Genomic DNA, 20,640 nt, shown 5'->3' with positions numbered 1-20,640 from the left:
AAAAAAATCAAATGGTAAAATAATTCAAATATTATGTGCGCAAATTGGCATTTATGCCCATTTACTTGTTTTCATTTACATTGATCTAAGAGATTACTATGAAAAAATTGTTCGCGATATTACCTATCCTTTCAGCGTCACTTATTACGACATCGGCATTTGCTGATGTAACTGCATCGGCATTGGCTAAGTGGGATGCAACAGCAAAAAAAGATACTACAAGTGCTTTAGTTGTAACACCGATGAAATCATTGAATTTTCAATATGCTGAAGGTGCAAAGAGATTTAACAGCCAGACTGGTGCTTTCGATGTAACGATTCAAGGACAAGAAGGGGCTACAGATTTTACTTTAACATCTAAATTAATTAACAACACTTTATCGCGTACAGATGATGCATCTACTTTAGATATCGGTGTTTCTTGGAATGGTGAGTCACTGAAGAAAGATGCTGAAACTCAATTAATTGATACGGCTAATAATGTAAGTGCTGGACTTGAAGGTTTAGCACAGTCAACAGCATATGCGGGTAAAGGTCGTACCTCTGCTCAGTCTGCTTTTGAATTTACGGTTGAATCAGCAAAAAATGATGGTCAAGCAGTTACTGATTTCGAAGAACTTCCTGATGGTAGTTGGGATGGTGAAGTTGCAGTTCAATTTACTGCAACTTGGACAATGCCAACAGTTGTACCACCAGAGCCGAATCCAAAAGGTTAATTAGTAAATTTCATGGGGCGGTTTCCTCCCCATGACTTTAGAATAGGTAAATAAAATGAACAAAAAAATATTTTGTATAGCAACTTGCTTACTGACTTCTCAATATGTAGCTGCAGTAGATGTTGGTGATATTACAGCAATAATGAAATCAAATGATTCTATGTTGGCTAAAGATGTTGCAAATACAACAGATGTTGCTCGTTATGTGGGTTTAAAAATTTCTAAAATTTCATCACCATTACCGAATGGTAAAGTAGTTCCTATGGAGTCAAATACTGAAATTTTATCAACGCCAGCAAATTTAGTTTTACCTGGTTCAGCTAAGGATGTTTTTAAAATTTTATATCAAGGGCCATCAGACCAAGTAGAGCGTTATTATCGCCTATCCTGGATCGATGCACCTATTTTAATACTGGTAATAATAAAGTGGAAAAAGGTGCTCAAGCATCTACATCTGCTCAAATTAATACAATTTTAGTGGTTGCTCCTCGTCAAGAAAAATTTGAATATCAATATAAAAATGGTGCTGTAACGAATACAGGTAATGTAAGTTTTCGAATTGTTGCTGCTGGGAAATGTTTAGATCCTAATAAGGATATTAATAATAAAGGATGTCGAGAGCGTTATTATGTAATGCCAAATACTATGATTAAGCTGCAACATGTAGATATTCGCTCATCAAAATCTCATGTTGGTATTTGGCATAATGATAAATATGTAAATGTGGTAAATAAATAAAAAAATGAAAATCTCATATTTATATGGAATGATGGTACTTATATGTGCACCAACTGTCTTTGCAAGTAATACTGTAAGTCAAATACAGATTGGTCAATTTAAGTTACCATCATTATTATCACAGACACTTATGCAGGGGCTTTCAGTCCCAATATATGTGAAGCTAGATGAAGACACTCAATTACAAAATGAAAAAAGTAAACAAAAAATTGCTGAAGCGATTGTAATTTATAAAAATGGACAACTATTTATTGATCAAGTTCAATTTGATGATGCGAATGAATCTACAGAGCTTTCTGTACAAGTTCAGGCAGAATTATTAAAGTTAAAAGAAGCTTTTGATGATGACTTAAATATTCATGTTTCTACAGATGCAAAACTAAAACTAGATTTACAAGCATTATATCTTGAGTTGTTTGTAAGTAAGAGTGCTTTAGGAACGGCTTATATTGCACGTAAAGATATTTTAGCAGAATCAACCTCTGACCGTATTTCTTCAGTTTTTAATTATCGGTTGGGTTCATCTTATAACAATAATAACGGTGTGGAAAAATCATCAAGTTATTTGAATTTAGATAGTACGACATCATTTCGAGAGCATCATTTACTTGTAAATGGAGCTATCTATGGTCTAGGTGATAATAATACCTCAGCAGATTTATATCGTGCGATGTACGAGCGAGATTATGGTGGTAACCGTTTTGCTGTAGGTATGATGGATACATGGAGCATGCAATCTATTGCAAGCTTAAATGCACTTAATACAAGTAAAATTTATGGTGCAACGTATGGTAATAAAAGTGACACAGCTATCCATGATAAGGCTCAAACCTTAGTTCCAATCATTGTATTTTTACCAAGTGCAGGAACTGTACAACTTTATCGTGATGGACGATTACTTAGTATTCAGAATTTTTCTATGGGGAGTCATGAGGTTGATACTTCGGGCTTGCCGTATGGTGTATATAACGTAGAAGTTAAGACATTTGTTAATGGACAACAAATTGGTTCGACATCAGCACAAGTTAATAAAACTCAATCTCGAAATTCCACACAAACGGGTGTCCTTGATTGGCAAGTATTTGGTGGGGTATTAGAGTATAGTGCTCGCCAAAAAAATAGTTTGAATGATAAAAATAATGAAAAAACATGGTTGATGGGTGTTGCATTAGCAAAGAATTATCCAGTGTTATTAGGCTTAAATGTTCGTTCAACTTTATATGCATTTGATGAAAATGCTGTTACGGAAGTTGAAGGAAATTTGAGTTTACCTTGGAATACATCTATCAATGCCCAAACTATGCTAGCTTCAGATTCTTCTTATAAAACCTCTTTAGCCGTTAATTATAGCTTTCCTAAAGGTTATGGGAGTGTATGGGCTGTCCGCAGTAAAAGTGAAATGGGGAAAAGTTTATCTTTCACGGAAGTTGATAGTTATGACTTAGGTTTGTCTTTGAATTTAAAACAGATTTATAACAAGTTGGGTTATATATCGACAAGTTATTCTGAAGATATTGAGCGTAAAGGCTCAACTATGAGTGTTGAGTATCTACAAAATTTATTTAACTTAAAGTATGCCGATGTAAGTTTTCGTACTGGAATGCAAAAGTCACATTATGAAGATCAGCAAAGTTTTAATGATAAATACATCTTCTTTGACTTGAAGCTTCCATTTTCAAAATGGTTTGGTGCAGGTTTAAGTAGTCGTAATAATAATTTATTGGCTACAGCAAACTATAAACAAACTTTTGATAAAGGTGTTATTACAAATGTTGGGGTCGATATATCACAAGTTGTTGACCGTAAAAATTACGATATAAATAATGATGACTTCATGGCATCAGGCTATTTAGGTTATGAGGCTAAATATAATACTGGAACAATCTCTGTAAATGGCTCACAGAATAGTTATTCTGCGAACTATACTAGCCAAGGTTCAATAGCAACTTCAGGTATGCAATTGGCGCTAGGGAATAAAAATTTAAACTCTGGTGTCATTATTAATACTGGTTTAAAAGACAAAAGTTCAATGAGTGCTCTTATTAATGGGCAAGATTTTACGTTAACTGGTCGTAAAAATTTTATTCCATTAAGTCCTTATAAAGAATATACGGTTGAATTGATAAACAATAAAAAGTCGGTAGATACTGTATCTATTGGGAAAGGTCGAAAAAGTACAATTGTTCTTTATCCAGGTAATGTCTCTCTTATTCAGCCAGATATTAAGCAGATGGTGACTGTTTTTGGTCGTATACATTCTTTGAATGGTCATTTAATTAGTAATAAAGTACTACAAAGTAAAATTAGCAAAGCTCAAATTGATGATCGTGGAGAGTTCTCAATTGATGTAGATAAACGCTATCCACAATTGATTGTACTTGACGGTGATAGAGCAACATGTGAAATAAAACTCGATTTAAGCAAAGTACGTGGTGCTGTATGGTTAGGTGATTTGACTTGTGTAGAGAAGAATGGTCTTAAAACTTTTGAGGAAATAGATAGTGAATAAATTAATAAAAAGAGTTGTTTTTATTGCATCGAATTATATTTTACTCTCAAGTTTGGTACACGCATTAAGTCCATTGCCTGTAACAAATATGGGAAAACAAAGTTATATTTTTATTGATAACCAATATGATAATGAACACTTCTTATCTTCTATTTTATTAGATCCACGTTTTACAGGTGCAAATGTTTGGGCACGGATTGGTAAAACGAATCAAACATCACTTGGCTATATGGGTAATAATGAATACATGCCAGCCAATAGTTATGTTGATTATTGGTTAGAAAACAGTTCAATTAAAAATCCATTTCAAGGTTCACGATGTTGGGCAATTACAGCTGCTTGTCCATCTGTGGGATATATAGTCCCTGAGTTTATGGATGATAAAGGGTCTTATAAATCTAAAATTACCATCGGGGAAGATGGAGGGGCTTATTTACGAGGTTCATTTGCTGCAGGTGCATATGAATTTTTTAAAAATCAATCGATTGGTGTAACGGATACCATTCAAATGAATGTGTGTTATACCAAACAAGAATACGATCCTAAAAAAGGGGAGCGCTGTAAAGATTTACCTCAAGCCGTAGGGTCTGTTTGGCGTGTAATGCAATTAGAAGCAACGAAAATAGGACATTTAACTCTTGAAGATACAAAAGCTTATAGTGAAATTTGGGTTGGATCTGATGGTACTCCTTCATTAACTCAAGATGCTGAATTTTGTAGATATGAAGTAATTAACTCTGCGGGTTTACCTGATCAGAAAGAAGGTATTGTCTGTAAAATGGCAAAATATAATTTAAAAGGTGATTTATCTAAATTTAGTTCAGCTTTACGCTTTTATATGGTGTTGAATAATGATGCTTTAGGATTTACTCCAGCAGAACGAGATATGCAAATTCAAGCAGGAAAAAATGTATGGATGCCATATAACTATCAAGGGAATGTATTGAAAGATATGTTCGTACAAGGTTCTGGCTATATTGAGGTTATGTTTAGTAAAGCATTTTTTAAGAAAATTTTAACCGCTAGTGGTACAACATCAGATATTGATGATGTTTTTACATTCATGCTTTATAACATTGTGGCACCACAATCAGGCTACTATCAATTTCGTACAGCAATGAATGTCGAAATTATTCCTCGTGAATATAGTATAAGTATAAAACCTAAAGATCTAAATTCGACATCTGCTGAAGGTGTGATTGGAGATTCTCAACCAATTGATTTTGATTATAAAGTTACGCAGTCGGCACCACAAAAAGCGGATATTGTCACCGCTCATGTCGTGGGTGATAGCACGGTGAAAAATGGACAAAAATATTGTTTATTTAAGTCTGATGATGAAAAGACTCAGGTTGCTATTCCTGCATTTTTATCATTTAAAGATGAACAGGGTGCAGCACAATCAGAATATAGTGGATGTGATGAAAGTAAAAAAATAGATATGACTACGGCGAATTGGACTGCTGTACCTTGGGATGAGCAGCAATCAGGTTTCTTCTACTCAACCGATTTAAAGTTGTCATTTCCAATGAATGATCCAATTTCTGATTTGAGTCTTGATGGCAATGATTGGATAGGAACTGTCCATGCTGAAGGTGATGTAAAAGTAGAAGCTAAATGGATTGGTGTTGAAGCTGGTAAGCGACATAAATAGAATAGGTCTAAGATGAAAAAAGTAACTAAGAAGATATTGTTTGTGATTGGCTTATTGTATATAGCGCAGTCTGCATCGGCTGCCTATTTTTCATCTTTTATTTATGAAATGTTGTCGAGCGAAAAATTTATTGCGAAACCAGTAAGCAATGATACAAAGACTTCAAATATGTATGAAGTCAAATCTTTCAAAATTGATAAGCCAGGTGTACAGGGTGAAAATCGAATCCAAGAAGAAAGTCGAGATTTGGTCTATACACCTGCAAGATTGAAAATTGATGCGAATACTTTCAATTATTTTAAAATTTTATATATTGGCCCCGAGGATGATAAAGAACGTTATTACCGTGTTGTATTTAAAGAAACACCATTAACGACGATAGCTATTCAATCTCAAAATAATGCAACATCATTTTTTCCAACAGTATCTATGAGTACAATTTTAATTGTTCGTCCACGTAAGCAAATATTCAAATATGAGATTGATGAAGAGCAAGGACTCATTCGAAATACTGGGAATACTTTTTTTCGTGTGATTATTCAAAATGGTTGTAATGGTACAGATGATGATGCAAACCATTTCTATATGTTACCAGGGGAAAGCTTTACAGATATTAGTGTTAAAAATAATAAAAAATTTATTATTGCCAATAAAAGATATGTACCTTTAGATAAAGCTTGTTTTAATGAAAAGCGTTAAGGCTGATTGGTTTTAAATAACCAATATTTATCTAGAAATGCAAAACATGCAGATAAAAGCACTAAGCTGAATCCAACTATGCAACTTGTGTCCCAACCGCCATGTTGCCATGCGTAAACGCCTAAAGCTGAACCTGTAGCACCACCTAAAAAGTACATCGTCATATAAATGGAATTAATACGTGATTTTGCATCTTCTTTTAAGCGAAAAACAATGTTTTGATTACTTGTATGAATAAGAGCTAAACCTAAGTTAATTACGCCAAAGCCCAAAATGTAACTCATTAATGAGTACTTTCCGAAATAGAGAAAAATCCAACTAATTGCAAGCGTCAATAAGCCGAGTAAAGTAATTTTTTGGGTAAAGCCACGATCTGCAAATTGTCCAATTTTTTTAGTGGAAAGTGCACCAAACACCCCTACTAATGTCACAACACCAACAAGCATGTCGGACAAATAAAATTTAGATTTAAGTAATAAGGCAATAGTTGAAAATAATACGCTCATAGAAGCAAATGCAAATGCACCTGTAAATGAACGAAATACTAAGCGCTTTTCATATTTTAGTAGTTGCCCCATGGAGAGTAAAATTTCACCATAATGCAGTTTTGAAATAGGCAAAATTGGGAGCTTTTTCTTTAAAAAAATTGCTAGAAACAGCATGAAAATAGCACTAACAAAATAAATTACTTTCCAGTTATATAGGTTGGAAAGTAATCCTGCCAAACTTGTCGATAATAAAATACCAACCAATAAACCACTCATGAGCAAGCCAATAACTTCACCAATTTTCTTTTGAGAAACTGCCATGGTAGCAAAGGGAATAAGTACTTGAGCTGCGACTGAAAATAGCCCCGTTAAAACCGTACCAATCCAAAGCATAGGCAGACTTGTAGAAAATGCGCATAAAAACAAACTCAAAGAGGCTAAAAACATTAGCAACGGAATAAGTTTGGTTTTATTGACGATATCTCCAATAGGAACAATAAAGAGCAAACCGAGTGCATAAGAAATTTGTGCAAATGTGACGGTGAGAGCGACTTGATCTTCTGGTACTTGAAAATAAAGGTGAATAGAGTGAATTAAAGGTTGTGAATAATAATTTGCCCCAGCACAAAGACCACATGCAATAGCCATTAACCAAAGCAAGGCTTTATCTTGACTAATATCTACTTTTAACTGCATGTAACTTCCTTTGCAATACTCAAAAATGAGCAAGAATTCATTGAATAAAATCAGGCTAAATATTAAGGTGTATCCTAAATAATCAGCGCTTAAAAAGCGCATCATCATGACATACAATGTGGTTCATGATTATTGTATTTATGAAAGTTTTTTCTTGGCTAATGTGATCATCAGCACACCTATAATATTTAAAGCACAGCCAAACCATTGAATAGCATTTAAGCTTTCACCTAAGAATAATGTTGCTAGAATAATTGTTAAAATGGGTCCAATCGATGCAATCATGGCGGTTTGAGATGCACCCAGTCGAGCAATACTTTGAGCGACTAAAATTGTTGGTAAAACCGTAACCAATACGCCTAAAGCGAATCCATACCAAATAACACTCGATGGAAGAGAAACAAGTAAACCAATAGGATTGGGAGTTGCAATACAATAATGTGTCAGCATACCAATACAGGCAATACTTAAAGCTAAGCCACTAAAATTCCAAGATCCAAATTGACGAATTAAACGTGGCGTAAGTAATAAGTAAGTTGCAAAGCAAATAGCACTCGCAAAGACTAAACTTGCACCTAACCAAAAATTACCTTCATGTGGCACATTACTTTGTTCTTGTAACATGACAATAACGGTACCACCATAGCTTAAAGAAATAGCAAAAATATTTTGAGCACTTAAAGGCTTTTTATAAATAAAACTGGTCGCAATAACAGTTAATGTTGGATATAGAAATAAAATAATGCGCTCTAATGATGCACTGATATACATTAGCCCTGCGAAATCTAGCCAACTAGAAAGATAATAACCAATTAAGCCTGCAACAACTAAAATTCCCCAATCTTTTGCGGCAATATTTTTACTGTGTGATCTATTAAGCCAAACCAATAATAAAAAGAAAGGTAGCGAACTGAGCATTCTTAATGCCATAAGCACGGTGCCATCGACTAATGGCGATAATTCATAAGCTTGTTTAATAAAAATGGCTTTGGTGCTAAATAAAAATGCAGCTGTTACTGCAAAAAGAGTCCCAACTTGGTTTTTTGAAAAAGCTAAATTCATTGTGTTAAATATATAGAGGGACGGTTGGTGAAAACAGTATAAAGTTTTATATCAAAGAGTTTAAATGCAAAAAAATGATGCTCCTTAAAACCTATTGGAATGGAACGAGAGAGGGTAGTTTGAGCTTAAACTTAAGCATGCACAAAAATAGTGCAAAAAGTGATCCGATATAAATTGTCTAAATGGCTAAATATATATTTTTTGAAACATTTTCATTTGTCACTATTCTTAATTTAAGCAAATTGCACAATAAGCATAATTTTTTAAGGCTTTGGAGAAGATGTGAGGGCTCTATTTTTTAGCTTAATTTTTGAATGAAGATAGCATGAATGAAAATTAAATTTTATGTTGGTTTGATCAAGAGGTCGATGTCAATTAAGTCAATATGATTAAAATTTTATGAGCAAAAGGTTGTATAAGCGGTATTGTTATTAGGAATTTTAAATAATAAAAATATATTGAAAAGTTGATCTTTTCTGTCAGAAATACAAGTTTAAAATTTAATCGAAAAAACAAAAGGTATTTGTCTGTAAAAATTATGACTTTTAACATAAATTTGACTTTATTTTTTCTGTAAAAAAGACCTTATTTATATTAGTTAAGCCATATAAGTTATAAAAAGACATAAAAATTTTTATGAATTGTCAGTTCAAAATTCTTATATTTATTAAATAAATAGTAGGTAGTAATTTGAAAAACTTTGATTAGAATCCAAAAAACAAAGAAATTAAATCTTGAGGGGAATGCTGCATATTTGCAGTGTTTACTAAAGAAAAATTAGCTTGAGGGATGCTCATGCAGATAGGAATTCCAGCAGAAACTATTGTCGGTGAAAACCGAATTGCCGCTACACCAGAGACTGTAAAAAAGTTGATTGGTATAGGACATACAGTAGTCATTGAACGCAATGCAGGTGTGAAAGCCGCTTATGTAAATAGTGCTTTTGAACAAGTAGGTGCAAAAGTTGTTGATGATGCCTATGCAGGTAGTCAGATTATTTTGAAGGTTCGTGCGCCGAAGGGTGATGAAATTCAAAAGTTAGCACCTAACAGTACTATCGTTGCTATGTTTGATCCTTATCGAAATACAGAGCTAGATCAATTTGCAGCAAAACAAGTTACAGCATTTGCATTAGAGCTATTGCCCCGAACATTATCTCGTGCGCAAAACATGGATGTGTTGTCATCTCAAGCGAATCTTTCAGGTTATAAGTCTGTGCTCTTAGCAGCAACTGAATATCAACGTATGTTCCCTATGTTAATGACCGCAGCAGGTACAGTAAAACCTGCACGTGTTGTGATTATGGGTGTTGGTGTTGCAGGATTACAAGCGATTGCAACTGCGAAGCGCTTAGGTGCTGTGGTGGAGGCAACAGACTTACGTCCAACAGCAAAAGACCAAGTTGAATCTTTAGGTGGTAAGTGGTTAGACGTACCAATGTCTGAAGAAGAACAACAAAAAGCAGCGGATGCAGCAAAAAATGGTTATGGCTGGATGCCGGGCGAAGAATACATTCGTGATCAAGCGGCAATTGTGGATAAAGCTGTTTCAAATGCAGATATCGTAATTACTACAGCACTTTTACCTGGTCGTGATGCACCACGCTTAATTAAAGCTGAAACAGTTGCCAAAATGAAACCAGGTTCAGTTGTTTTAGATATGGCTGTAGAAACAGGTGGAAATGTTGAGGGTTCTGTCTGTGGTGAAACGGTTGTGACTGAAAATGGTGTGAAAATTTTAGGTGTTCCGAATATTCCATCGACTGTTGCAACAGAAGCATCTGCACTTTATGCGCGTAATGTTTTTAATTTTGTTGAAACACTTTTTAATGCAGAAAAGAATTTTGTAATTAATCAAGAAGATGAAATTCAAAAAGCATTGCTTATTACTCATAGTGGCTCATTGCTATTCAAACGTGGTTAAGGAGAATTTTCATGGTTGAAACTATTACAATTTTTGTCTTAGCCATTTTTGTTGGTTACTACGTGGTTTGGGGTGTTACACCTGCTTTACATACGCCATTAATGGCAGTAACAAACGCACTTTCATCAATCATTATTGTAGGAGCAATGATTCAAACTGTTGGCTTACCTATGGTTGGTGTTGAAGGTAGTGTAGATTTCCAAACCATTAATGTTGTGAGTGTGTTAGGAGCAATTGCAGTATTTCTTGCAAGCATCAATATTTTTGGTGGCTTTGCAGTAACTGCACGTATGCTTGAAATGTTTAAACCAAAGCAAAAGAAAAAAGAGGGTTAAGACATGGATTTCATTCGAGAATATGCAGATTGGTTTTATCTTATTGGCGCCGTACTTTTTATTTTAACGCTACGAGGTTTATCTGGACCTAAAACAGCAATTGCAGGAAACCGCTACGGTATGATCGCAATGGCAATTGCAGTACTCACAACATTTTTTGTTGCTGAAAATCCTGTGGTTTGGATGATTGTAGGTGCAATGGTGCTAGGTGCAATTGTAGGTATTGCGCGTGCACGTACAGTACCAATGACACAAATGCCTGAAACAGTTGCATTAATGCACTCATTAGTGGGTTTGGCTGCGGTACTAATTGCAGTGGCTGCCATCATTCATAATAATGAATTAGCAAAAATGGATGCTAATTTACTTCAAGCAAATGGTGTTAACTTCCATGAGATGAGTAAAGTTCATTTATTTGAATTATTTGTAGGTTGTTTTGTTGGGGCAATTACCTTTACAGCATCTGTATTCGCTTACGGTAAATTGGCTGCAAAAAAATGGGCTAAGACCATTTCAGGTGCGTGGGTTAAACCAGTTCAAGCATTGATTTTCATTGCGATGGTCGCAGCGGGTATTCATTTTTTCCTCACAGGAAATATGACCTCTTTCTGGGCAATGACGGGTCTTGCACTTGCATTTGGTTGGGTATGGATTGCGCCTGTAGGTGGCGGTGATATGCCAGTTGTTGTTTCATTACTGAATTCATTTTCGGGTTGGGCAGCAGCAGGTATTGGTTTTACCTTAGAAAATAATATGTTGATTGTTGCGGGTTCACTTGTGGGTTCATCAGGTGCAATTCTGTCTTACATTATGTGTAAAGCCATGAACCGTTCAATTATTAATGTTTTATTTGGTGGAGCAATGGGTGGAACAACCGTTGCTGTAGAAGCAGGAGATAAAGCACCACGTAATCATCGTTCTGGTTCGGCAGATGATGCTGGTTTCTTAATGTCGAATGCGGATAGCGTTGTGATTGTACCAGGCTATGGTATGGCGCAAGGTCGTGCACAAAATGCAGTTAAAGAATTGGCTAATTTGTTAAAAGAACAAGGTGTGACAGTTCGTTTTGCAATTCATCCTGTAGCAGGTCGTATGCCGGGACACATGAACGTACTTTTAGCTGAAGCAGATGTACCTTATGAAGACATCTTGGAAATGGATGAAATTAATTCAGATTTCCCTGCAACGGATGTTGTACTTGTGATTGGTGCAAATGACGTTGTGAATCCAGCTGCAAAAGATGATCCGAACTCACCAATTTATGGTATGCCGATTTTAGAAGCACATAAGGCACGCACAATTATGGTAATTAAGCGTTCAATGGCAACTGGTTATGCAGGTTTAGACAATGACCTATTCTACAATGACAAAACAATGATGATTTTTGGTGATGCGAAAAAAGTGGTCGAAGATATGACAAAAGCCATTAATGGTAATGGTCACTAATCATCAATTTAGTTCATAAAAATTAAACCGCCTTTGGGCGGTTTTTTTTATTTTAAAAATTGTATTAACTATTCATTTAAAAGAGGAGATATTCTAGGAAATGGAGGATTTGTATGTTGTTGAAGCATAAAAAATCAGGTGTGTTTTTAATGGTGCACTAATAGATGAATAATCTTGTGAAATATAAAAGCAAAAATCTTATATGTGCTTTTGCATACCATTATGAAATATGATTTATCTGTGAGTTTATGATTTTAAAGAAAATAAAAAATAGAAGAATAAATTGGCATATTTGTTGCAATTGCACGCTGCAATCTTGGGGGATTGTGCATGAAAAAAATAAATTATTTAGCATTGCTACTTATGGCAATGTGTTCTACGGCTTGGGCTGATGAGACAGTTGTAACAACAGCAAAAAATATTCAAGAAATACGTATTTCACTTGATAGTGTATGGGTCATTTTGGGGGGTATTTTAGTATTTTTTATGCAGGCAGGGTTTGCACTTGTGGAAAGTGGTTCTGTACGAAGTAAAAACACAGTCAATGTATTAATGAAAAACTATATGGATGCCTGTTTAGGCGGATTAGTTTTTTGGTTGGTTGGCTTTGGTTTAATGTTTGGTGTGAATTCTACAGGATGGTTCGGTTTTAGCCATTTTGCACCAAATGATTTAGAAGATTGGAATTGGAATTTATTATTTTTCCAAATGATGTTTGCTGCAACAGCGACAACAATCGCAAGTGGTGCAATGGCTGAGCGAATTCATTTTGTTGCGTATGTAGTGAGTGCAGTAGTTGTTTCAGGTTTTATTTATCCAGTATTTGGTAGTTGGGCTTGGGGTGGTTTGTTTAATGGAGAAGGTTGGTTAAAGCAGCTCGGATTTATTGATTTTGCAGGTTCAACGGTTGTGCATTCAATGGGTGGTTGGGTTGCATTTGCAGGAATTATTGTTTTAGGTCCACGTTTAGGTCGTTTTGGTAAAAATGGTCAAAGTCATTACTTAGCGGGTCATAACATGCCATTAGTAGCATTGGGTGGTTTTATTTTATGGTTGGCTTGGTTTGGTTTTAATGCAGGTTCGACAATTAATGCAGATGTGAGTATTGGTCGAATTGCACTAAATACACATTTAGCGGCATGTGCTTCGGCAGTCACCTATATGATTTACGCCTTACTTCGTGGTAAAGCAATTTTATTGAAAACAACCATTAATGCATCTTTAGGTGGGTTAGTTGCTATTACTGCGGGTTGTGCATCAATGACACCAATTTACGCAGTTCTTACAGGTGCTTTTGCAGGTCTTGTGGTAAGTACTTTGCCATATTTAATGGAAAAACTACGCTTAGATGATGTGGTTGATGCAGTGACTGTACATGGTTTTTGTGGTGCTTGGGGAACGATGGCAGCCGGGTTATTCCTAGAAAACAATATGTTTAATTCGGATATTTTAATTGTTCAAGCATTGGGTGTGGTATCTGCATTTGCTTGGGGTTTTGGTATGGCTTTTATCGTATTTAAAATTCTAAATATAGTGTTGGGCGGTTTGCGTGTAGAGAAGCAGCATGAGCAACGCGGTTTGGATTACACAGAACATGCCGAATTATCTTATCCAGAGTTTCAAAAAGATGTGACTTTTGAAACAGATAATATTCACAAGCGTCATTAAGGAGCTAAAACATGTCGAGCCAATTATTGAGCCGTACACAAAAGCGTGAGGCAATAGGTCGCGGTTTAAGTCCTTATATGAATGAGACAGCATTACAACAAGTCTTAAATTACTGGGAAGATGAATATGGTGATCAGCCTCCATTTGTATTGAATAAATTTTTGACGGAAATATGTAATACAGATGAGTTGCGCTTTTTTAAAAAGGATATTTTAAAGAAAGTATTAGGTGAGTTATCGTCTATTGAAAAAGATACTTTGCTTTATTCTTCAAAAGATTCGACATTAAATAATGTAGCTTTATCTAAACAAACCTATGATGCATTTATGTTTTTTGTTCAAGAGCTGTGTAAAACAGTACCTTTTAAGAACTTTGAAGAGTTTAATTTAGACGTATATAACGCTTTATCTCAGTCTAAGTTTGAGCTTTTAACGCATTCAAAAATCAATGAAAAGGTTTTTTTAGATTTTATACCTGTTGAGTCGTATGCAAACTTCATTACAGCATTGTATGAAGTATATTGTGAATATTTTGGACCACCCAAAGCAGACCATGTATATGCACAACTTAAAGAGAGAACAAAGCAAAACTATCCAAATGTAGATATGCATGTATTACTTTAATTTTAGATAAAAGATAAAAATTGAGACAATAAAAAAAGCGGCTATTGAGCCGCTTTTTTTATTGCTATATCGCTTAAACTGCAGATTCTGGAGTAGCGCGCCATAAGCTTTCTAAATCATAGAATTTACGAGCTGTTGGAAGCATTAAATGCACCACAACAAACCCAAGATCCACAAGGATCCACTCTGCATCACGCTCACCTTCAACACCAATAGGGCGGAAGCCAGCTTTACGTGCTTCTTCAGCAACGTTATCTGCAAGAGATTTAACATGACGAGTTGAAGTACCGCTCGCAATAACAATAGCATCTGCTACATTGCTAATGCTGCTAATATCGAGTTCAACAATTTCTTTTGCTTTTACATCTAGAAGAGCTTCGTGTACAACTTTCAAGCAAGCTTGTACGTCTTTACTTTGAGAATTCATTTTGAGATCGTGAGAATTAGAAGCGCCAGGCGATGGTTCTAAATTCATAAACGGTATAATTTCCTGACAATTAGGCATGTTCTAATATAGCTGTTTTTTAGCTAAAATTCAATCGAATCTATTTTTAGGTTCATGTAGCCTAAGCAAAATATTTCTTTTTCCAATCAAAAGAAAGCGTTGAGCTCTTTGATGGCTTGTATTCGGCGGCAACAAAACCTTCATATTTGCTATTCCTCAACCAATTAAAAAGTTCAGAATAAGCAATATTTGCTGTATCGGGTTCGTGTCTATTTGGGCAATCTGCGAATTGAATATGTCCAATTTCACCAATATTCTCTTGCAAAGCTTCTAAAACATTTTCTCCCATCATTGCCATATGGTAACAATCAAACTGCATTTTAAGTCTTGGGTTTTGAATTGCTTCAAGTATTTCTTGAGCTTGAGCAATATTTTGAACTAGAAACCGTGGCATATCTGTGCCATTAATCATTTCAAAAACAGGCTGAATGTCATGTTCAGCAAACAAATGGCAAGCAAGTTTTAAGTTGCTAGAAAGTGTATTTAAACACGGTAAAAGGTCTGCATCTAATGGCTGTTTACCTGCCAAAATATTAATACTTGGCACATTGAGCGCAGTTGCATATTCAATAGCAAGTTTTAAAGCTTGATGAAATTCAGTTTCTTTACCAGGAATACCTGCTAAGCCATTGCCACCTTGCATTAAATCTCCCGCAGGAACGTTAATCAGGCAAAGGCTTAAATCATGTTGTTTTAATTGGGCTTGAATATCTTCAATACTCAGTTCATAGGGAAATTGAATTTCAATATGTTGAAAACCGTGTTCTTTTGCTAAAGTAAAACGCTCAATTAGTGGAACTTCAGTAAAAATCATAGAAAGATTAACTGCGAGTTTAGACATGCGATAGCTCCTTAAATACTTTGTATGATTTTATTGGGGTTTAACATGTTGGATGACTGTGGCTAAATCTGCCTCAGAAAAACCGTGTTCTTGATGATCTTTGAGTTGAGATAAAGCACGTGTTGCAACAGGAATATTTAGGCCAAATTGTTCGGCAAGTTTTATGGCATTGTTTAAATCTTTAGATAGCGTTTGAACTTTCCATTGCACAGGTTCAAAAGTATGCGTAGCCATGCGTGGTGCTAAAATTTGGAAGGGTTTTGAGTCGGCAAAACCGCCTGCAAGTGCAGGGGCTAATAAAGTAGTATCCACACCAGATAAAGAGGCAAGTGCGACAGCTTCGGCAATTAAAGTACTGTTTGCAGCAACAATAAGTTGATTACAAATTTTTGTCGCTTGCCCTGTACCTGTATTGCCCATGCGTGTAACACGTTGTGAAAGTACATCATAAACAATAGTCAGATTTTCAATCACTTTTGCATCGCCACCTGCAAAAATGACTAAGCTACCTTGTTCTGCCCCTGCCGTTCCACCTGAAACAGGGGAGTCAATCCAAATAGCATCTTTGGCTTGAACCTGTTTTGCTAAAGACAATGTTTTATCCACAGATAAACTAGAGAAATCCACAATGACTTGTTGGGGGTGTAGATTGTTGATAATTTGGTCAATTACAGCTTGAACTGCAAAATCATCAGCAAGGCACGAAAGAATAATGGGATATTGTCCAATATCCTTTAAATGAAGTGGGGCTGCACCTTGAGCAACAAGGTCATCACAAGCAGATGCAGTTCTATTCCATACAGCAACGTGAAAACCCGCATTTAATAAGCGGGATGCCATACGACTTCCCATTAATCCTATCCCTAAAAATGCGATTTTAGTGTGTTGATCAAAAGTCATGGCAAATCCCTTTAAAGCTATTTCACTATTTATATTGGCGCGGTAAAAATTTAAGTTCAGGCTTTTTATCTTTCTTTCGGGCAATTTGGCTATTTTTGCCCAAAAGTAATTTTAACTGCCAAATTTTCTCTAAACGTAAAGATTTAGAGGGGTGATGCTCCATAGCATCGAGTACACGTTTAGATGCTGTTAACGCATCTGGAGAGCGTTGAATCATTTCATTTGCAATAGTTTGAGCACGAGCTAAAGGTGTTTCGTCTAAATGCGTAATTAAGCCAATTTCTTTGGCATATTCACCATCAAAAATACGTGCAGTTAATGTTAATTCTTTAGCTAAATCTAGACTAATGAGTCCTTTTAAAGAGCGGCTTAAACCCATGTCTGGAACTAAGCCCCAACGGCTTTCCATAATCGACATTTGTGTTTTGGGATGAGCAATTCGAATATCGGATGCAAGAGCAAGTTGCATACCTGCACCAAAGCAAAAACCTTCAATCGCACTAATAACAGGAACAGGAAGTTCTTGCCAAATTAAGAATGCTTTTTGAAATAAACTTTGACCCGGTTTTATTAATTCCCAAGCAGCAAAGGCTTTATTTTTAGGGTTATTTAAGTCTGCTAAATCGATACCTGCACTAAAAACTTGAGCTTCACCCGTTAAAATAACGCATCGAAGTGAACGATCTTTTTTGAATCTTTCTGCTGTATTTACAAGTTCTTTGAGTAGTGCAAAGCTCATTGCATTACGTTTGTCAGGGCGGTTTAAGTAAACCGTAGCAATTCCATTGTCTTTTTCTATTCGAAGTAATGCCATATTAAAAACTCTTATTTAGCTTCGATTATGAGCATAGCATGTGCCTATATAAGATACATGACAGCACAGTCACATCCTAGCTATAGATATTGTCAATATTAAGTGAAAAGAGCTAGATATTTATGAGTTCAAGCGCCCTAAAATTTGTTTGGCTACATGATCTACTTGAAGAATAATTTCTTTCAACTCATTAAACTTATGCATAACTTCTTGTATAAATTGATCATCTGCCTTACGTCTTTCTTTACGTAAGGTAGAAACGAATTGCTCAAAGTTACTGGTAATTTCTTGTAAGCTTGGCGTGCCAACATAACGTGTTGCACCATGTAGTCGATGTAAGACATGTTCAAGCTGAGGGAAATCTTCCATTTCGATGAGTTGTTCAATTTCTTTAAGTTCAGCAGAAAAACTATCGGTTAGCATTTTAAGTAAATCTAGGGCTAAGTCTTCTTTATTTGCGGCAAGCTGAATACATTGTTGCCAATTCAATATTTGAGGATCAATTGCATCAAGCGTTACTGTTTTTTCAGTCAGTGATGCTTTATTTACAAAATTTGGTGATGTCCAATCCGTTAAAATTTGGATAATTTGTTCCATTTGAATTGGTTTAGTGACGTAATCATCCATGCCTGTTTTAAGCAGTTTTTGCTTTTCATCGGCAAGGGCATGTGCCGTTAAAGCAATAATAGGCAAGCGTTTATGATTTTCTAAAGTCGATTCTAAAGAACGAATAGCACGTGTAGTATCAATGCCAGACATGACGGGCATTTGAATATCCATAAAGACTAAATCGAAGGTTTTTTTATTATCTTCAAAGTTTTGTTCTAAAATTCCAAGAGCTTCTTGACCACTTAATGCTTTCGTTACTCTGACGTTCATTTCGCCTAATAGTGCTTCTAAAACAATGAGATTTGGAAGGTGATCATCAACGGCTAAGACATGTAAACCCTGTCCGTTAAATTCTTCAGTTTCAAGTTCTTCAAATGTATTTTCATTGTTGAGTAAGTGCGCTAAAGCAGAACGACTTAATGGTTGGTAAAGTGGTAATGCGCGATATTGATGAAGCAAATCTGGTTCTAAAGCCATTTGATAGCCATAAATACCAATTTTACCTTGGTATCTAGAACGAATTTCTTTCAGTAATGCTTCTGTGTCACCATTTTGGTCAAAAATAAGCCATGTGTTTTCAATGTTTTCGGACAATAAACTTAAACGACTAAAGAGGTCAATAATGGATGTCGCTTCAATATGATTGACTTTGTAGTCTTCTAAATAATGGCGCAAAATGTTGGCAGTCGCAGGGTGAGCCATAAATGATAAAACTTGGGTATTTTCAAAAGAAGGATGAACCGTAATTTCATCATCATCTGTACCCAACATTGCAGTAAACCAGAAAGTTGAACCTTTATCTGTAGGTGCGCGCTCTTGGTTATCTTCAAAACCAATTTGACCTTGCATAAGGTGTACAAGCTGTTTTGAAATGGCTAAGCCTAAGCCAGTTCCTCCAAATTGACGTGTGACAGAAGCATCACCTTGCGAGAATGATTCAAATAGACGTTTTCGATCTGTTCCGCTTAAACCAATTCCACTATCTTGCACACTGAAATGAACAAGACATTGTCCAATATCATCGTGTTCTATCCGTGCACGTACAATAATTTCACCATCTGGTGTGAACTTAATGGCATTGGAAATTAGATTCGTTAAAATTTGCTTAAAGCGAAGTGCATCGCCAATGACTTGTGTTGGCAAATCGTTAGCATAATAAAATGCCATGTTGATATGCTTTTGCGCAGCAAGTGGCGAGAGCATATCCATAACATCATAAATGGCTTCTTCTAAATCAAAAGGTGCTGTTTCTAACTCAAGTTTGCCTGCATCAATTTTAGAAAAATCTAAAACGTCATTGATGAGTGCAAGTAAATGTGCGGAAGATTTTCGAATAGTTTGTAAATAAAGCTTTTGTTCATTACTCATGTTGTCCTGACGTAAGAGCAAATGAATAAAACCATCAATACTATTTAAAGGTGTGCGTAATTCATGACTAATATTGGCCAAAAATACAGACTTAGATTGATTGGCTGAAATAGCTTGGTCACGTGCTTGACGATACGTGATATTTTGAACTTCTAATGTATCAAGTGTTCTTCTTAAGTCATCTTCAGTTTGTTCTGTATGTTCTTTTAGTTCTAAAAAACTAAAATGTAAGCGTTTTACTACGTTTGCAATATCACGTTGTAGTAAGCGTAACTCTCCCGTACTGTTAATCACCATATGTTGATCTAATGTATCGGCATTCAGACGTTGTAGTTGCATCCGAATTTCATACATTGGTGCAATCCAACGTCTAGAATAGAAATTTAAACACAGTAACAGTAAGAGTAAAGTGGTTAATCCTGTTGCAATTAAAACAATTAAAACGCGATAACGTGCAATTTGTAATGGCTGGTTATCAACCTCAATCATTAACCAAGTAGGTGAGGTTCCTGCATTCTGAATGGCTAATCCGTAAATATTGCTATTTTTAGATTTAATTGGACCAATAAAATCAGTATTTTTAGTGAAATTTGGCCAAGGTGTTTGGGGTTGATAGCCACGGCTTAATAAAATTTGATTATTTAAATTGACAATTGCAGCCCGCGTCACATGTTTTTCATCCATGATACTTTGCATAAAAAACTGCGATTGAATAGATGCCAGTTCAGGGTGGGTAAGTTGAGAAACAAAGGTTTCTGCAGCAATTTCATTACGCGTTAATATAGCCAAAGCCATTTGTTTTTGTTGTGACTTTGCCGCATTAGACGTTTCAGATAAAACAAGAACCGCGCCTACACATGCCAAAATGGTGATAGGAACAAAAATCAGTGCAATGAGCTGTCCATAAGCATGATTTAAATGAAGTCGTTTAAATAACTTTTTGTTGATATTTGACATGTTTAGATCAAGTTTTCGTTATGCAATTGAGTTTAGCATGCTTTTTTCAGCAGTTAATATTTTCATCTGTGAATTCAATAGATACTAAA

Annotated in this window: 18 protein-coding genes; 11 read left to right on the top strand and 7 right to left on the bottom strand. The window is 35.5% G+C overall.

The genetic code is table 11. The features are described 5' to 3' along the window. Positions 1-98: 98 nt before the first annotated feature. The 6 genes from ecpA to AC5YC8_RS10500 are packed head-to-tail and all read left to right on the top strand — an operon-like array spanning position 99 to position 6,316. Complete coding sequence (gene ecpA / locus AC5YC8_RS10525; protein ID WP_496164482.1) at positions 99-716, top strand: common pilus major fimbrillin subunit EcpA; 618 nt, start codon at positions 99-101, stop codon at positions 714-716. 55 nt (positions 717-771) lie between these two features. Beyond that, a complete protein-coding gene (locus tag AC5YC8_RS10520) occupies positions 772-1,194 on the top strand; it encodes a hypothetical protein (protein WP_496164481.1) in 423 nt (140 codons plus the stop codon). Next, complete coding sequence (locus AC5YC8_RS10515; RefSeq protein WP_496164480.1) at positions 1,143-1,454, top strand: EcpB family pilus assembly chaperone; 312 nt, start codon at positions 1,143-1,145, stop codon at positions 1,452-1,454. The genes AC5YC8_RS10520 and AC5YC8_RS10515 overlap by 52 nt, the downstream gene beginning before the upstream one ends. Before the next feature lie 4 nt (positions 1,455-1,458). Next, positions 1,459-3,963, top strand: a complete 2,505-nt coding sequence (locus tag AC5YC8_RS10510; protein WP_496164479.1) for a CS1-pili formation C-terminal domain-containing protein — start codon at positions 1,459-1,461, stop codon at positions 3,961-3,963. After that, on the top strand, positions 3,956-5,617 hold the full coding sequence (locus AC5YC8_RS10505) for a fimbrial adhesin EcpD family protein (RefSeq protein WP_496164478.1): 1,662 nt from the start codon (positions 3,956-3,958) through the stop codon (positions 5,615-5,617). The genes AC5YC8_RS10510 and AC5YC8_RS10505 overlap by 8 nt, the downstream gene beginning before the upstream one ends. Before the next feature lie 12 nt (positions 5,618-5,629). Then, a complete protein-coding gene (locus tag AC5YC8_RS10500) occupies positions 5,630-6,316 on the top strand; it encodes a fimbria/pilus periplasmic chaperone (RefSeq protein WP_496164477.1) in 687 nt (228 codons plus the stop codon). Here AC5YC8_RS10500 and AC5YC8_RS10495 read toward each other — a convergent pair. Further along, positions 6,313-7,500, bottom strand: coding sequence for an MFS transporter (locus AC5YC8_RS10495; protein ID WP_496116346.1), 1,188 nt, complete (start codon positions 7,498-7,500; stop codon positions 6,313-6,315). The two genes, AC5YC8_RS10500 and AC5YC8_RS10495, sit on opposite strands and share 4 nt — an antisense overlap. 138 nt (positions 7,501-7,638) lie before the next feature. Beyond that, the gene (locus tag AC5YC8_RS10490) at positions 7,639-8,562 is read right to left on the bottom strand and encodes a DMT family transporter (RefSeq protein ID WP_496164476.1); all 924 of its coding nucleotides are present in this window, start codon (positions 8,560-8,562) and stop codon (positions 7,639-7,641) included. 795 nt (positions 8,563-9,357) lie between these two features. Between AC5YC8_RS10490 and AC5YC8_RS10485 the strand changes: the two genes are divergently transcribed. The 5 genes from AC5YC8_RS10485 (at position 9,358) to AC5YC8_RS10465 (ending at position 14,557) form a co-directional block, all read left to right on the top strand. Then, positions 9,358-10,485, top strand: a complete 1,128-nt coding sequence (locus tag AC5YC8_RS10485) for a Re/Si-specific NAD(P)(+) transhydrogenase subunit alpha (protein ID WP_496164475.1) — start codon at positions 9,358-9,360, stop codon at positions 10,483-10,485. A gap of 11 nt (positions 10,486-10,496) precedes the next feature. Then, complete coding sequence (locus AC5YC8_RS10480) at positions 10,497-10,820, top strand: proton-translocating transhydrogenase family protein (protein ID WP_004783638.1); 324 nt, start codon at positions 10,497-10,499, stop codon at positions 10,818-10,820. A gap of 3 nt (positions 10,821-10,823) precedes the next feature. After that, on the top strand, positions 10,824-12,266 hold the full coding sequence (locus AC5YC8_RS10475; RefSeq protein ID WP_496116349.1) for an NAD(P)(+) transhydrogenase (Re/Si-specific) subunit beta: 1,443 nt from the start codon (positions 10,824-10,826) through the stop codon (positions 12,264-12,266). Positions 12,267-12,596: 330 nt separating this feature from the next. Next, a complete protein-coding gene (locus AC5YC8_RS10470) occupies positions 12,597-13,934 on the top strand; it encodes an ammonium transporter (RefSeq protein WP_496164474.1) in 1,338 nt (445 codons plus the stop codon). An 11-nt stretch (positions 13,935-13,945) separates the two neighbouring features. Then, positions 13,946-14,557, top strand: a complete 612-nt coding sequence (locus tag AC5YC8_RS10465; RefSeq protein ID WP_496116353.1) for a hypothetical protein — start codon at positions 13,946-13,948, stop codon at positions 14,555-14,557. Between the two features lie 73 nt (positions 14,558-14,630). On the opposite strand, the gene rsfS is transcribed toward AC5YC8_RS10465, so the two are convergent. From rsfS to AC5YC8_RS10440, 5 genes are all read right to left on the bottom strand, one after another. Beyond that, positions 14,631-15,032, bottom strand: a complete 402-nt coding sequence (gene rsfS, locus AC5YC8_RS10460) for a ribosome silencing factor (RefSeq protein WP_496116354.1) — start codon at positions 15,030-15,032, stop codon at positions 14,631-14,633. A gap of 91 nt (positions 15,033-15,123) precedes the next feature. Then, positions 15,124-15,903 (bottom strand): hydroxypyruvate isomerase family protein, encoded by a 780-nt coding sequence (locus AC5YC8_RS10455; protein ID WP_496164473.1) that lies wholly within the window; start codon positions 15,901-15,903, stop codon positions 15,124-15,126. A 30-nt stretch (positions 15,904-15,933) separates the two neighbouring features. Then, positions 15,934-16,803, bottom strand: a complete 870-nt coding sequence (locus tag AC5YC8_RS10450; protein WP_496164471.1) for an NAD(P)-dependent oxidoreductase — start codon at positions 16,801-16,803, stop codon at positions 15,934-15,936. A 25-nt stretch (positions 16,804-16,828) separates the two neighbouring features. Continuing rightward, a complete protein-coding gene (locus AC5YC8_RS10445) occupies positions 16,829-17,617 on the bottom strand; it encodes a crotonase/enoyl-CoA hydratase family protein (protein ID WP_496164470.1) in 789 nt (262 codons plus the stop codon). A 120-nt stretch (positions 17,618-17,737) separates the two neighbouring features. Beyond that, on the bottom strand, positions 17,738-20,551 hold the full coding sequence (locus AC5YC8_RS10440) for a GacS-like sensor histidine kinase (protein ID WP_496164469.1): 2,814 nt from the start codon (positions 20,549-20,551) through the stop codon (positions 17,738-17,740). Positions 20,552-20,640 lie beyond the last annotated feature (89 nt).

The sequence above is a fragment of the Acinetobacter sp. FY731 genome, from assembly GCF_059515905.1.
Note: the sequence above shows the minus strand (reverse complement) of the source record. Positions and strands in the feature narration are given on the sequence as shown.